15 protein-coding genes are annotated in these 13,629 nt (G+C 62.4%); 11 read left to right on the forward strand and 4 right to left on the reverse strand.

Going from position 1 to position 13,629, the window contains the following annotated elements; translation table 11 throughout:
• Positions 1-53 precede the first annotated feature (53 nt).
• The 3 genes from PW947_RS16230 (at position 54) to PW947_RS16240 (ending at position 1,053) form a co-directional block, all read left to right on the forward strand.
• Positions 54-362, forward strand: a complete 309-nt coding sequence (locus PW947_RS16230; RefSeq protein WP_299633370.1) for a hypothetical protein — start codon at positions 54-56, stop codon at positions 360-362.
• A gap of 36 nt (positions 363-398) precedes the next feature.
• On the forward strand, positions 399-680 hold the full coding sequence (locus PW947_RS16235; protein WP_299633371.1) for a hypothetical protein: 282 nt from the start codon (positions 399-401) through the stop codon (positions 678-680).
• A gap of 214 nt (positions 681-894) precedes the next feature.
• Positions 895-1,053, forward strand: coding sequence for a hypothetical protein (locus PW947_RS16240; protein ID WP_299633372.1), 159 nt, complete (start codon positions 895-897; stop codon positions 1,051-1,053).
• A 243-nt stretch (positions 1,054-1,296) separates the two neighbouring features.
• On the opposite strand, the gene PW947_RS16245 is transcribed toward PW947_RS16240, so the two are convergent.
• Positions 1,297-3,513 (reverse strand): TonB-dependent siderophore receptor, encoded by a 2,217-nt coding sequence (locus PW947_RS16245; RefSeq protein WP_299633373.1) that lies wholly within the window; start codon positions 3,511-3,513, stop codon positions 1,297-1,299.
• Between the two features lie 484 nt (positions 3,514-3,997).
• Here PW947_RS16245 and PW947_RS16250 point away from each other — a divergent pair, with 484 nt between their 5' ends.
• From PW947_RS16250 to PW947_RS16260, 3 genes are read left to right on the forward strand one after another with little or no spacing between them, the layout of a single operon-like run.
• Complete coding sequence (locus PW947_RS16250) at positions 3,998-4,447, forward strand: Fur family transcriptional regulator (RefSeq protein WP_299633374.1); 450 nt, start codon at positions 3,998-4,000, stop codon at positions 4,445-4,447.
• A 54-nt stretch (positions 4,448-4,501) separates the two neighbouring features.
• A complete protein-coding gene (locus tag PW947_RS16255; protein ID WP_299633375.1) occupies positions 4,502-5,164 on the forward strand; it encodes a response regulator in 663 nt (220 codons plus the stop codon).
• Positions 5,161-6,522, forward strand: a complete 1,362-nt coding sequence (locus PW947_RS16260) for an ATP-binding protein (protein WP_299633376.1) — start codon at positions 5,161-5,163, stop codon at positions 6,520-6,522. The genes PW947_RS16255 and PW947_RS16260 overlap by 4 nt, the downstream gene beginning before the upstream one ends.
• 4 nt (positions 6,523-6,526) lie before the next feature.
• On the opposite strand, the gene PW947_RS16265 is transcribed toward PW947_RS16260, so the two are convergent.
• Positions 6,527-7,777: an arsenic transporter gene (locus PW947_RS16265; protein ID WP_299633377.1), complete on the reverse strand. Its 1,251-nt coding sequence runs from the start codon at positions 7,775-7,777 to the stop codon at positions 6,527-6,529.
• An 80-nt stretch (positions 7,778-7,857) separates the two neighbouring features.
• Complete coding sequence (locus PW947_RS16270; protein WP_299633378.1) at positions 7,858-8,220, reverse strand: hypothetical protein; 363 nt, start codon at positions 8,218-8,220, stop codon at positions 7,858-7,860.
• A 347-nt stretch (positions 8,221-8,567) separates the two neighbouring features.
• On the opposite strand from PW947_RS16270, the gene PW947_RS16275 reads away from it, so the two are divergent.
• The 4 genes from PW947_RS16275 to PW947_RS16290 all read left to right on the forward strand — a co-directional run bounded on the left by PW947_RS16275 (position 8,568) and on the right by PW947_RS16290 (position 11,175).
• A complete protein-coding gene (locus tag PW947_RS16275; RefSeq protein WP_299633379.1) occupies positions 8,568-8,867 on the forward strand; it encodes a hypothetical protein in 300 nt (99 codons plus the stop codon).
• A 223-nt stretch (positions 8,868-9,090) separates the two neighbouring features.
• Entirely contained in the window at positions 9,091-10,005 is a 915-nt protein-coding gene (locus tag PW947_RS16280; protein ID WP_299633380.1) for a 3-hydroxyacyl-CoA dehydrogenase family protein, read from the forward strand.
• 22 nt (positions 10,006-10,027) lie between these two features.
• Positions 10,028-10,639: a flavin reductase family protein gene (locus PW947_RS16285; RefSeq protein WP_299633381.1), complete on the forward strand. Its 612-nt coding sequence runs from the start codon at positions 10,028-10,030 to the stop codon at positions 10,637-10,639.
• 101 nt (positions 10,640-10,740) lie between these two features.
• Positions 10,741-11,175: a cupin domain-containing protein gene (locus tag PW947_RS16290; protein WP_299633382.1), complete on the forward strand. Its 435-nt coding sequence runs from the start codon at positions 10,741-10,743 to the stop codon at positions 11,173-11,175.
• Between the two features lie 57 nt (positions 11,176-11,232).
• Here PW947_RS16290 and phaZ read toward each other — a convergent pair whose 3' ends face one another.
• Entirely contained in the window at positions 11,233-12,657 is a 1,425-nt protein-coding gene (gene phaZ, locus PW947_RS16295; RefSeq protein WP_299633383.1) for a polyhydroxyalkanoate depolymerase, read from the reverse strand.
• 298 nt (positions 12,658-12,955) lie between these two features.
• Here phaZ and PW947_RS16300 point away from each other — a divergent pair, with 298 nt between their 5' ends.
• A complete protein-coding gene (locus PW947_RS16300) occupies positions 12,956-13,612 on the forward strand; it encodes a glutathione S-transferase family protein (RefSeq protein ID WP_299633384.1) in 657 nt (218 codons plus the stop codon).
• Positions 13,613-13,629 lie beyond the last annotated feature (17 nt).

Raw genomic sequence — 13,629 nt, forward strand, 5'->3', positions numbered from 1 at the left:
CATGCACACGCCGCGCCGTCGTGACGGCGGCACGCTTTTCAATAAGGAACACCATGCCAACGAGCCAGCACAAGTTTTCGATCCGGGAACTCCTGGAGGCGCTGCTGCGCGATCAGGGCATCCATGAAGGCCATTGGGCGCTCAATATGGATTTTCTGGCGAACGGCACGTCGGTTCGTCCGCAAGCCGGTGACGATCAGCTGCAACCGGGGTTGATCGTCTCGGTGACGGGCGCGGGGCTGGTTCAGATGCCCGAAGGCACGGAAGGCGCGGTGGATGCCGCGCTCGTCAATCCGCGCAAACCGTCTGAGGAAAGCAAGGTCGTGCGCACCCGCAAGCCGCACACGACGACGCTGCAATAACGGATTCCATCGCAAACGCGCGATAACGGCGCAATCATGCGATTCGGGCGCGCGGCGCATCGCCGCAGCCGTCCAACACCTATTCCGACTCAAAAACGCAACAATTACGCCGCAGCGCAACATGACGCGTATAATCAGGGTTTTCCCCTAGTGATCGTCGTCGCCATGAAAACCATCGCTCTGCACCTGATTCCTTCCACGTGGGTTGCTTCCTTCGGCAAGCTGGCGACCGTCATCCGCGCTGAGAGCGCCCGCGCGCTGCAATTGCACCTGAATAATTGCGCACTGTACGCGGAAGCCATGCGTCGTCGCAGCTGATCAAACCCTTTGTATCGCCCTCGGGCGGTTGTCGCGGCGCTCTACGCCGTGCCAACCGCCCTTGTTGTTTTGATGCAACGCAACAAACGCCGTGGAAACCCCGCTGCTTAAGGAATGTGCAAATTAATGCTGCATTGCACTAGCTTTCGGATAGGGAAAACCCTATACTTATTTCTAAGGGAAAACCCTAGAGATTAGCCAACCGGGAGTCGCCATGAGCTTTATTCTTGCACTGTTTGAAAAGGTCAACGGCCTCTTTGCGTCGCCGCATCTGCCGCTGGATTCCGATTACTCGTACGCTGCACGTCACCGTGAAGCAGAGCGTCTGCGCAAGTCGCAAAGCACGCTGTTCGGCATCAAGCTGAGCGACTGATCTGTGCAGTTCCGGGCGCGGGCCAACCGTGCCGCAGATGTGCGCCGTCGAGCGCCGCAGTGCACGTTGCACTGAGAAGTACCGTCGTTGAAGTACTGTTGAAGCCACGGATCATTGCCGTGGCTTTTGTTTTTGGTGCGACGGTATTGCGTGGTCCGGTGCAGTGAATCGGCAAAAGAAAACGGCAAACGCCCGCAGGCGTTTGCCGTTTTTCATGTCCGCGTCAGACTTGCGCGGTCATGCTTACTGATAGAAGTTCATCGTCAGCATCGCGGAGCGGCCCGGCGCCCAGGTTGCGTAGATCGGGTACGCGGTGGAGAAATACTTCTTGTCGAAGATGTTCTGCACGTTCAGTTGAAGGTCGATCTTCTTCGACACGTGATACGTCGCGGCCGCGTCGAAACGGGCGTAACCCGGCGTCCATTTGCGCGAAGTCGCCGCCACCGACGCATACGTCAGGCTCGAAATCGTCGCGCCGCCACCGATCGACAGCTTCGGCAACACGTTGTAGTTGGTCCACAGCGTGAAGTTGTGCTTCGGCACCATCACCATCGGCAGGCCGGAAGCGGTCGGGCTGCCCGGACCGGCATCGGTGGTGATCGCGTCGAGATACGAATAGCCGCCGAACACGCTCCACTTGTTCGTCAGATTGCCCGCGAAGCCCAGTTCGACGCCGCGCACGCGCTGCGTGCCCGCATTGACGATGCCGCCGAGACCGTCGCTGACACGCGCATTGGTCTTTTCCGTCTGGAACACCGCCGACGTCAACGACAGACGCTGATCCAGCACGTCCCACTTCGCGCCCACTTCGATATTCCGGCTGCGTTCCGGCGACAGATCGTCGTTGGTCGCTGTGATCTGATCGTTACCGCCGCCCAGACCCGCGTTCGAGCCCGGCGGATTCGCCGACGTGCCGTACGACGCGTACAGACTGACCGTGCGGATCGGCTTGAACACCAGGCCGAACTGATAGCTGAACAGGTTCGACGTGTTCTTCAGATCGGACACGCCGGCTTGCTGCGCCGTCACGTCATACCGGTCGAAACGCATGCCGGCGTTGAAAATCCACTTCTCGGACAGTTTGACGCTGTCGAACAGATACGCTGACGCGATGTCGGTCTGCGTGTGCGTCGCCGGGCCGGGGAAACTCTTGTCGCCGTTCAGCGCAATGCTGCCGGTCCACGGATTGTCCGGATTCCAGCCCGTGTTGTACGGCGTGCAGTTGTACGCCACCGAGCACGGACCGCCCGTGCGCATGTTGTTGCCGGCGCTGTCGCTGACCAGATAGCCTTCGTACAGACTCTGCTCGTGGCTGAATTCGACGCCGCCGGTCCACGTGTGTTCCATGCCGAACAGCGTGTTCTTGCCGGTCAGTTCGGTCTGGTTGGCGACGCTGTTGGTCGCGTATTTGCCGCTCTTCACCTGCAACGCGAGGAGATTCGAGTTCGCGCTGGTGAACTGCGGATTGGTCGCGATGTAGTCGAGCGTCGAGCGGCCGAACATCGTCGTGTTCTTCAGCTTCAGTTCGTCGCTGAAGCGATGTTCGACGCGCACTTCGCCGGTATCCGTCTGACCGCGTCGATAGTCGCGGTCGTTCAGGCCGAAGAACGTACTGCGATCGACGTTGACGGGCGTGCCGCCGGTCGAGCGGAACGGCACGCTGAAGTCCGGCATGTCGTACGTGTTCAGATGGTAGTAGCTGACGGTGACGGTGGTCGGCGTGTTCAGCCCGAATGCCACCGACGGCGCCACGCCCCAGCGCTTGCTGTAGATGTTGTTGCGACCGGCCTGGTCGGCGTCGTGGCCCATCACGTTCAGGCGCACGGCGGTTTCGTCGTTGATCTTCTGATTCGCGTCGATGGTGGCGCGCTTGTAGCTGTCCGTGCCGAAGCCGACGCTGCCGTTGATGAAGTTTTCGTTCTGCGGCGTCTTCGTGACGATGTCGATGCTGCCGCCTACCGAGCCGCGTCCCGCATACACCGAATCCGGACCCTTGATCACGCTGATCTGTTCGATGTCGAACGTCTCGCGGTTCTGCACGCCAGAGTCGCGCATCCCGTCGACGAAGATCGAGTTACGCGACTCGAAACCGCGAATCACCGGCCGGTCCGCCGACGGATTCGCCGCCGCATCGCCACCGAGGAACGTAATGCCCGGCACCGTGCGCAGCGCGTCGGCGAAGGTCGTCACGTTCTTCTGCTTGATCAGTTCCTCGGGAATCACCGTCACCGAGCGCGGCGTGTCGATCAGCGGCGCGGTGAACTTGTACGACGGCAGCGCTTTGGTCTGCATATCGGACGGTGACTGCTTGATGACGACAGCCGGCAACGTGGCATCCGTCGACGCGGCAGCGCCCGTGGACGTTTGAGCCCACGCCAGCGCGGGAACCAGGAAACCGGAGCAATAGACGGCGGCCACGGACGCGAGTGTTCGCGGCCGCGTCTTGAACAGAGCGGACATAGGTTTGGACGGTCGAGGTGAAACGGTGGGTCGAGACGACAAAAGCGGGTTCCCCAGCCGCGACGTCTTCAGGGGATGAAGTGGCGCCGCAACTCCCGCTCAGCGGAGTCAGATTAAATGCGTATGATTCGCATTTACCGGCCGGATTGTAATGAATGGAAAAGATGCTGTAAACACAAAATGTTGCATCTGACAGAACTTTTTGTACGAAGAGGTTCATGCGTCAACATCAGATGAACCTCAAACGCCCGCTGGACGGGCGTTTGGCCGGATTCGCGAAAATCCGGAGCGAGCGTGTCGCCGCCTTTCAATCCGGGGCATTTGTTACCGATCCACCGGCGTGTGTAATCCCGCCGTATTCGCAGCGTATTTAAAAGATTGCCTGAGCATTGCTTAAGCTTGCCTTAAGGCCGTCTTAAGGGACCGTCCGCGATAGTGCGAAGCGTGCGCCTAGGCGCCATTTCAATGCTTATCCGGCAAGGCCATGTCCATACAGATCTACAGAAAACTGGAGCGCGCCGGCCTGCGTGCGACTGTCCTGCGCGTGATGGTTCTGGATTTTTTCCACAAGAACGAACACGGCCATTTCAGCGCCGAGCAGATTTCGTCGCGCCTCGCGGAAAAAGACGGGCACACGAATCTGTCGAGCGTGTATCGCGTGCTGGCGCAACTGGTGCAGAGCGGCTTGCTCGCCACGGCGACCTTCGACGAACGCGTCGTCTACGAGTTGAATCACGGCCGTCCGCACGACCACATCGTCTGCACGCGCTGCGGCTGCATCGAGGAATTTTTCGATCCGCTCATCGAGGAACGCCAGAAGGCGATGGCCGACAGCGTTTCGTTCTCGCTGACGGGACATCACCTCGTGTTGTATGGTGTGTGCGCAAAATGCGAGCAGGAAAAGGCCGAGCGTCAGCGCGGCCTCGCCGGATAACCGCCGTTCGACGGCGTTTCCCGCGCGATCGAAGAACAAAGGGAGAAAGCGGCGATGCGCCTGCTACTGGTTGAAGACGACAACATGATCGCCGAGACGGTGCTCGAAACCATGCGCCGCGCAGGCTACGCGATCGACTGGGCCGAAGACGGCCGCGCCGCCGAACTGTCGCTGGGCAACGGCGTGTACGACCTCGTGCTGCTCGACCTCGGTTTGCCGAAGAAAAGCGGGATCGACGTGTTGAGCGGCTATCGCAAATCCGGCGGCATCGCGCCGGTGCTGATCCTGACCGCGCGCGACGCGGTCGAAGACCGGATTCGCGGCCTCGACGAAGGCGCGGACGACTACCTGATCAAACCGTTCGATCTCGACGAACTCGCCGCCCGTGTGCGCGCGTTGCTGCGTCGTCGCACCGGACAGAAACAACCGGTCTACGCACACGCCAATCTCACGCTCAATCCGGCCGCCCATGAAGTGACGATGGACGGCGAGCCGATCGCGCTGGTGCCGCGCGAATTCGCGTTGCTGCAAGTGCTGATCGAAGAGCCGACGCGCGTCTACACGAAGGCGGAACTCGAAGAAAAGATGTACGGCTGGGGCGAGGAAGTCGGCAGCAATACGATCGAAGTCCATGTTCACAGCTTGCGCCGCAAGATCGGCGCGGAGCAGATCGTGACGGTGCGCGGCGTCGGGTATCGGTTGAAGAGGGTGGAATGACGTCGATTCGTCGGTGGTTGCTGGGCTGGCTGATCTTCGGACTCGCAGCGGCGGCGCTGGCCGCCGGCTTCGGCATCTTTCACACGGCGCAGGAAGAGGCCGCCGAACTCTTCGACTACGAGCTGAATGCGGTCGCGATGTCGTTGCCGCCCACCCTCGGCAATGCCGGACGCGGCGATCAGAAAGCGCCCGATTTCGGCGGTATCGCCGACGACCGGATCGTTATCCAGATCTGGGATCAGGCCGACCGGCTGAGCTACCAGTCGCTGAAAACGACGGACCTGACGCGTTTCCCGCCCGGCATCCGCAACATCGAACGCAGCGAGATTCACTGGCGCGTGCTCGGCGTGCAACAAGGCGACCGCTTCGTTCAGGTCGCGCAACCGATGTCGGTGCGCGAAGATCTCGCGCGACGGCTCGCGTTGCGCACGTTGTGGCCGCTCGCCGTGCTGATTCCGGTGACGCTCGCGCTGGTGCTGTTCGTGGTCGCGCGTGGCCTGGCGCCGATCGGCGGGCTGTCGCGCGCGTTGTCGACGCGTTCGATCGATTCGCTCGAACCGGTGCGGGTCGATGACAGTCTGCCCGTCGAAATCCGGCCGCTGGCCGAGGCCTTGAACGACCTCTTGCAGCGTCTATACGTGGCGTCGCAGGCGCAACGCGCGTTTATCGCCGACGCCGCCCACGAACTCCGTTCGCCGCTGGCGGCGCTGAAGCTGCAATTGCAGGCCGCGCAGCGCGATGGCTCGCTGGTCGCGAATGCGGAAACGATGGAACGGGTCGAAGGCCGCCTCAACCGGATCATCCATCTCGTGCAGCAACTGCTGACACTCGCGCGCGAGGACGCAAAACTCGCGACGCCGCAAGTGGCGGTGAATCTGCGTCGTCTGGGCGAACAGGCGGTCGGGGATTTTTCGTTGCTCGCGGAAGCGAAGGGCATCGATCTCGGGCTCGAATGCATGTCGCCCGTGTCATCGACCGACGCGTACGCCGTGCTCGCGGAACCGCACGCGCTCGGCGTGCTGCTGAATAACCTGATCGACAACGCGATCCGCTACACGCCGCGCGGCGGCAAGGTCGACGTGATCCTGAACCGCTGCGACGAAGGTGTGTCGTTCGAAGTTTCGGACAGCGGACCCGGCATTCCGGAAGAGGAACTCGAACGCGTGTTCGACCGCTTCTATCGCGGCGCGGGAACCCGTGAGCAAGGCAGCGGTCTCGGTCTGACGATCGCGATGCGAATTGCACAGCGTCACGGCGTCACGCTCGCGGTCCGCAATCTCGACGGCGCACGCGGTTTGTCGGCGCGCGTGACCGGCTTGCGCGGCGCGGTCGACGCGGGTCCGCTGTCGCGCGGTTAGCGCATCAACCGAGCAGCAGACGCGCGCCGAGCGCCAGAATCAGCGCGGGCGGCATCACCACAGCGCCCACTTTCAGGAAGCGCCAGAAACCGACGTCCTCGCCCTCGCGACGGATCGCCGTGAGCCAGAGGATCGTCGCGAGCGAACCGGTGATCGACAGGTTCGGTCCGAGATCGACGCCGATCAGCAGCGCGTCGATCACTCGCGTCGCGCTATGCGCCTGCGCCAGTGTCGAACTGGCGATCAATCCTGCGGGCAGGTTGTTGATCAGATTGCTGCCCACCGCGACGATGCCCCCCGCCGCCGCGCCGGTCGCGAGTTCGCTCTGTTGCGCCGCCGCTTTCAGCACATCGGACAGCGCGCGAATCACGCCCGTGTGATCGAGCATTTCGACCAGCACGAACAGTCCCGCGACCAGCGGCAGCACGCTCCACGAAATCGACTTCAGCAACGGAACCGGCGACGTGCGTTCCTGCCACGTGACGAGCGCGCCCGTCAGCGCGCCCATGATCGCGGTCGGCACGCCGAGTTGCATGTCGAGCGCGGACACGGTCAACAGCACGACCGCGGTCGCACAGATGCCCGCGAGCGCGATCTTGCCGTTCTTCGACAGCTCGACGTTCGGCAGATTGGATTCGCACTGGCCGCGCAGATGATCGCGTTGCGACCAGCGCAACATCAAATACGTCGCGACGATCGACAGAATGGACGGCACCGTGAAGCGCATCAGCCACGGGCCGAGCGCCGGTGTGTGATTGCCGTAGAGCACCAGATTCGCGGGGTTCGAGATCGGCAGCACGAAGCTCGCGGCATTGGCGATGAACGCGCACACGAACAGCAACGGCAGTGCGTCGGTGCGGGCTTTTTTCGCGGCCGCGAACACCGCGGGCGTCAACACGACTGCCGCCGCATCGTTCGACAGAAACACCGTAATCACGATACCGACCAGATACACCAGCAGGAACAACCGCAACGCCGAACCCTTCGCGTGATTGACGGTCAGCACGGCGACCCAGTCGAACAATCCCTCGCGTCGTCCGACTTCGGACAGCACCATCATTCCGAACAGAAAGAAGTAGACGTCGCTGCCTTTGCCGATTGCTTCCCACGCGAGGCTGGCGGGCACGAGACCGAGCGCCACCAGGATCAACGCGCCGCTGACGGCCCAGACCGCTTCCGGCAACCGGAACGGCCGCGTGATAACGCCGGCCGTCGCGACGGCGGCAATGCCCCAGGAGAGAAACGTCGGGTTCATGGTGATCCGGTTGTTGTTGTTGTTGTTCGATGCGCGCGGCGCAGTGCCGTGCCATGCAGCCCGGTGCGGCGTGCGCGTGATTATTTTGCGTTCGTCGTGGTGGCCGGATACGGCTGGACCAGCTCGTCGCAGCGGAACTGCGATGCACCGTCATCCGATGCGCGGGCCGGTTGACCGTCCTCGACGCAGGTGAACGCGCTGGCTTCTTTTTGCAGCACGTATTCGGTGACGGCTTTCGATTTCGATCCCGCCGCCGACGGCATTTTCGTCACGGCGACGATACGGTAGCCGCTTTGCACGAGCGTCGCCAGTGTCATCGACGGTACGGTTTTCCATTGCAGGTCCGGCGCGGTTTGCGCCCGCGCGGCCGTCACGCCGAGCGCGACGGAAATCAGGAAGGCGGCAAGCGACGAGGTGAGCGTGACAGCAGCAAAGCGATTCATCGAGTCTCCGGAAAATGGCAGGACGGTCATCTAAGGTAACAGCACTGTTCCGACGCGCGCCAGGCCGCCGTGGTTGCGTCACCAAATATTTCCCATCCGAAATGAATGTAACGGGCCCTGACAGCCAAGTGTCAGCATTGTCGGGAAAAAGCCGCTGTAACTCCCCGTCAGCATTGGTTTTATCCGTTTTTGAAAGGATCGCCATGTGTCCCTGAAAATGAAATCAACGCTTACAAGCGCTCACGTTTTCACGCGGTGCGTCCCGCTAAAGTGGTTTCCAGGCACACGGCGCCGGAGCCGGATCGAATCCGAACCGCACCGTGGCAACCTTTAAAACGGGAGGACCTATGAAAAGCTTCAACAAGACATCGCGTTCCGTGATCGCCGCCTTGCTCGCGGGTGGCGCATTGTTGACCGCAGGCAGCGCTTTCGCACAGAGCGACCGCATGGTCAACGACGGCCCCGGCGCACGCTACGAACAACCGCACATGATGCCGGTTGGCGTGTCGATCAACATCGGCTGGCATGGCGACCGTTACTACGACGGCCACCGCTACTGGCAGCACGACGACTGGATGCGCCATCACCCGCACGATCGGGACCCGCATCATCACGACGACCATCGTCCGCCGCCGCCGCGCGATTGATTCCGACGCGTATGGCGACGTGACGCGGCCCTGAACCGCGTCGCGTGACGGCCCGGAAAGCCGGTCTTCTGAAAAGAAGACCGGTTTTTTTTCGTCTGCCCGCATGTGGTTTGCACACCGCCGCCGCGCCCGCTGAACCGGTCGCATCTGCCCGCCGGCGCGCAGCCGCGTCCCGCACTGCGCTATCCTCGACGCTTTCGATAACGACATCCTGGAGCGCGGCGTGAGCAAGGCAGTGATCGGAGTAGTGGGAAGCGGTTTGATGGGCGTCGGAATTGCGACGCAGAGCGCATTGCATGGTCATCGGACGATCGTTCACGACGTCGATCCCGCGCGTCTCGCGAGCGTCGCGCCGAAGGCGGAAGCCGTGCTCGACGAACTGATCGACGCGGGGCGGATCGACGCCGCGTCGAAACAGGCGGCGCTGTCGCGCATCGAAACGACGACGACGCTCGCGACGATGTCGTCCGCGCAATTCGTGATCGAAGCGATTCCCGAAGTGCTCGAACTGAAGCATCGTCTGTACGCGGAATTGACCGCGCTGCTCGCCGACGACGCGATTCTCGCCAGCAACACGAGCGGATTTCCGCCCGATCAGCTGGTCGGCCCGCTGCGCGCGAAAGAGCGCTTCGTGATCGCGCACTTCTGGAATCCGCCGCACATGATTCCGCTCGTCGAAGTAGTGCCCGGCACCGCGACCGATCCGCAAGTGACGGCGCAAACCGCCGAACTGATGACGGCGATCGGCATGGAACCGGTGGTGCTCGCCAAGGCCATTCCCGGCTTTGTCGGCAATCGGCTGCAATTCGCGGTGCTGCGTGAGGCGCTGAACATCGTGCGCTCGGGCGCGGCAACGCCGGACGTGGTGGATCGCGTGATGAAGGCGTCGCTCGGGCGTCGCTGGGGGATCGTCGGACCGCTCGAAGGCGCGGATCTCGGCGGCCTCGATACCTTCCTCGACATCTCGACGCATCTGATGCCCGAGCTGGCAAAAGACGAAGACGTGCTCGCGCTGCTGCGTGAACAGGTAGAGGCCGGACGCGTCGGCGTGCGCAGCGGCGCGGGCTTTTACGATTGGGACGACGCACATCTCGCGCAGGTCAAGGAAGGCCGCAAGCGCGTGATCGGTCGCAAGTAATCAACCCACCACACACACCGCCATGTCCCACTACTTCTATTCGCCCGCCGACGGTCACGGCCTCGCGCACGATCCGTTCAAGGCCATCGTCGCGCCGCGCATGATCGGCTGGATTTCGTCGCGTGCCACCGACGGCCGCCTGAACCTCGCGCCGTACAGTTTTTTCGGCGCATTCGCGACGTCGCCGGCGATCATCGGTTTTTCGAGCGAAGGCTATAAAGACAGCATCGGCAATATCGAGGCGACCGGCGAGTTCGTCTGGAATCTCGCCAGCAAGCCGCTCGCCGAACAGATGAACCGCACGTCGGCGCCGGTCGGTCCCGAAGTCGACGAATTCGCGCTGTCGGGTTTGATGCCCGCGCCGGGACGCAACGTCGCCGTGCCGCACGTCGCGGAATCGCCCGCTGCGCTCGAATGCAAGCTGCTGCAAGTGGTCCGCCTGCACAATCTCGACGGCGAACCGATGGACAACTATCTCGCGCTCGGTCAGGTGGTCGGCGTGCATATCCAGAACGCGTTCCTGAAAGACGGTCTGTTCGACACGCACGCCGCGCAACCCATCATGCGCGCCGGCTATCGCGGCGACTACGCCGAGATCGGCGCGATTTTCGAGATGTTCCGTCCCACGAAGTAATTTCTCCGGCGTGATCCTGCGACACACGTGGAACGGTTGATGCTTGAATCGGCGCTCACCGCGTTGTTTCCTTCTCCGTTCCACTTTTCAGGAGCGCGATCATGTCTACAGAACTCCCCACGCAGTTCAGTCACGTCCGTCCGCCCGATACGGCTTACGAGGATCAGGGCTTGCGCGATTTCTTTCTCTACCGCGATCTCGGCATTGCGCAGGCCACCGGCGGCAAGGTGCTGGCGCAACTCGTGAAGGCGCATCATGCACCGGAGCAAGGCACCGGCTGGCACCGACATGAAGCCGATTTCCATATCGTCATCATGTTGAAGGGCTGGGCGCGCTTCATGTATGGCGACAAGGAGACGCTGGTGGCCGAAGGCGATTGCGTGCATCAGGCGCCGGGCATCGTTCACTATCTGTTCGATTATTCGCCGGACATGGAGTACATCGAGATCGTCTCGCCCGCCGATTTCACGACGGTCGGCGCGGAAGCGCCATGTGAAGTACCGGCGATCACCGGCTGGAAAAGCGTCGCAGCGTAACGCGATGCGGTTTGACACGGTCAGCGTGACTGCTGCCGTGTCGACCGTTGGCCCGCGTCACGCGGGCGGCAACGCGGTCTCGTCGCCGTACGTCGCTTTTACCGTGCTGTTCGCCGGATTCGGTTTGCTGCTTTCGACCGCACCTTCTACCGCCGACACAGTCGGCGCGACCGTGGCGGCTGCATCGGTCGCGGGTGTCGCAACGACAGCCGCGCGAATCGTCCGCGCCTGCGCATTGACCACGACGGCGCGCGGTTCGTTGTCGTAAATCATCGCGCGCACGCGCGGATAGATTTGCCGCTGCCAGCGCGAGCCATTGAACACGCCATAGTGTCCGACGCCGGTTTGCACATGATGCGTCTTCAGATACGGGCGCAAGTGATCGCACAGATCCTGCGCGGCGAGCGTCTGTCCGACCGCGCAGATATCGTCCTTTTCGCCTTCCACCGTCAGCAACGCGGTTCGCCGGATCTTCGACGGCTCGACCAGACGGCCTTTCACCTCGAGTTCGTGCAACGGCAGCGAATGGCGCTGAAACACGGTATCGACGGTTTCCAGATAGAAGTCGGCGGTCAGGTCCATCGTCGCGAAATACTCTTCGTAGAACACGCGAATCGTGTCGGCCTTGGCGGGATCGCCTTTCGCGCGCTCGCGATACATCGTCTGGAACGAGTCCATATGACGATCCAGATTCATCGCCATAAACGCGGTGAGCTGCACGAAGCCAGGATACACGCGACGCTGCGCGCCCTGAAAACCGAACGGCACCGCGCTGATCAGGTTGTCCTCGAACCAGTCGAGCGGCTTGCTTTTGGCGAGTTCGTTGACGCGCGTCGGACTGATCCGCGTGTCGATCGGACCGGCCATCAGCGTCATGCTGGCAGGTTGCGCGGGATTGTCCTCGGCGGCCATCAGCGACACGGCGGCGAGCGCGGCGACAGTCGGCTGGCACACGGCCAGCAGATGCGCGCCAGGACCGATCGCCTCGATGAAATCGATCACGTGCTGCACGTATTCGTCGAAGCCGAATCGTCCTTCGGCAAGCGGCACGTCGCGCGGGTTATGCCAGTCGGTGATGTAGACGTCGTGCTCGGGCAGCATCGTGCGCACGGTGCCGCGCAGCAGCGTCGCGAAGTGACCGGACATCGGCGCGAGCACCAGCACGCGCGGCTGCGCATGCGAGAGCGGCGCGTCCTTGCGAAAATGCAGCAGCGAGCAGAACGGCGTGCCCGCAGTCACTTCTTCGACGATCGGCACCGGCGCGCCTTCGACAGTCACGCTGTCGATACCGAACGCCGGACGTTTGTGCGTCAGGCCGCCCAACACCAGCAGTTCGCAACCCGCGCGAATCGCGCGGCCATGCGGCGTTTCGGCGAACGGCGGCCATGCTTCGAGCGTGCCGTTGAGAACCGACGCGCTGTGCCGGATGGGCAGCATCAGGTCGGCGAGCGCCTGATAAGTTGAATATGCGAACAGGTTCATAGCCTTCGCATGTGCCCAAAAGGAAGGAACCCGAATCAAGGCAAGTGTCGTGCCAGAGCGGGGTGCGCCTTGTTCCGCGAAGCGTGGCGGTTGGCACGTCATTTGCACCGGTCAATCCAGCGGACGTGTTTTGCCGCCAGTTGGTGCGCCGGTGCACGGCAGCGTGCATACGCGTTCGCCCCGGCGGGCGGACGGCGTCGCGATGCATCGATTCATCGTATTTGTCTGTGCAATGCGCGGCTCGCGCCGAATCTCGATGGCGCGCGATCATGACCCGGATCACGAAGAGGAGACATGCATGTCGAATACCACGCTCACGATCAGCAGCAAGAACTATTCGTCGTGGTCGTTGCGCGGCTGGCTGCTGACGAAGTTCAGCGGCTTGCCGTTCGAAGAGATAGTCATGGGCGTCGACGATCCCGGTGCGCGCGCCGAACTGCTGCTGCTGTCGCCGTCGATTCTCGTGCCGTGTCTGTACGACGACGGCATCAAGATCTGGGACACGCTGGCGATCGCCGAATACCTGAACGAGATCCGACCGGAAGCGGGATTGTTGCCGTCCGAACGAAAAGCCCGCGCGCATTGCCGGTCGATCTGCGGTGAAATGCATTCGGGTTTCGGTTCGCTGCGCTCCGCGTTACCGATGAACCTCAAAGCGCATTTTCCGGGCTTCAAGGTCTGGGCGCGCGCGCAATCGGATATCGACCGGATCGTGACGATCTGGCGCGACTGTCTCGGGCAATACGGCGGTCCGTTTCTGTTCGGCGAGCAGCGGTGCGCCGCCGACGCGATGTACGCGCCGGTCGTCACGCGATTCGCGACCTACGACGTCAAGCTGGATCCGGAGATCGTCGATTACGGGCAACGCGTGTTTGCGCTGCCCGAAATGCAACAGTGGATGGCCGACGCCCAGCAGGAAGTCGAAGAAATCGACGAGCTGGACGTGGAGTTTTGAGCTGCGCGGCCTGACGG

This window comes from Paraburkholderia sp. (genome assembly GCF_028283785.1).
Classification (GTDB): Bacteria; Pseudomonadota; Gammaproteobacteria; order Burkholderiales; family Burkholderiaceae; genus Paraburkholderia.

Bases quoted from the DNA above. Each gene is read 5' to 3' on its own strand.
- PW947_RS16300 (WP_299633384.1), top strand. From the start codon at position 12,956: ATGTCGAATACCACGCTCACGATCAGCAGCAAGAACTATTCGTCGTGG.
- PW947_RS16260 (WP_299633376.1), top strand. From the start codon at position 5,161: ATGACGTCGATTCGTCGGTGGTTGCTGGGCTGGCTGATCTTCGGACTC.
- PW947_RS16250 (WP_299633374.1), top strand. From the start codon at position 3,998: ATGTCCATACAGATCTACAGAAAACTGGAGCGCGCCGGCCTGCGTGCG.
- phaZ (WP_299633383.1), bottom strand. From the start codon at position 12,657: ATGAACCTGTTCGCATATTCAACTTATCAGGCGCTCGCCGACCTGATG.
- PW947_RS16245 (WP_299633373.1), bottom strand. From the start codon at position 3,513: ATGTCCGCTCTGTTCAAGACGCGGCCGCGAACACTCGCGTCCGTGGCC.
- PW947_RS16255 (WP_299633375.1), top strand. From the start codon at position 4,502: ATGCGCCTGCTACTGGTTGAAGACGACAACATGATCGCCGAGACGGTG.
- PW947_RS16230 (WP_299633370.1), top strand. From the start codon at position 54: ATGCCAACGAGCCAGCACAAGTTTTCGATCCGGGAACTCCTGGAGGCG.
- PW947_RS16265 (WP_299633377.1), bottom strand. From the start codon at position 7,777: ATGAACCCGACGTTTCTCTCCTGGGGCATTGCCGCCGTCGCGACGGCC.
- PW947_RS16240 (WP_299633372.1), top strand. From the start codon at position 895: ATGAGCTTTATTCTTGCACTGTTTGAAAAGGTCAACGGCCTCTTTGCG.
- PW947_RS16275 (WP_299633379.1), top strand. From the start codon at position 8,568: ATGAAAAGCTTCAACAAGACATCGCGTTCCGTGATCGCCGCCTTGCTC.
- PW947_RS16235 (WP_299633371.1), top strand. From the start codon at position 399: ATGCGATTCGGGCGCGCGGCGCATCGCCGCAGCCGTCCAACACCTATT.
- PW947_RS16290 (WP_299633382.1), top strand. From the start codon at position 10,741: ATGTCTACAGAACTCCCCACGCAGTTCAGTCACGTCCGTCCGCCCGAT.
- PW947_RS16270 (WP_299633378.1), bottom strand. From the start codon at position 8,220: ATGAATCGCTTTGCTGCTGTCACGCTCACCTCGTCGCTTGCCGCCTTC.
- PW947_RS16285 (WP_299633381.1), top strand. From the start codon at position 10,028: ATGTCCCACTACTTCTATTCGCCCGCCGACGGTCACGGCCTCGCGCAC.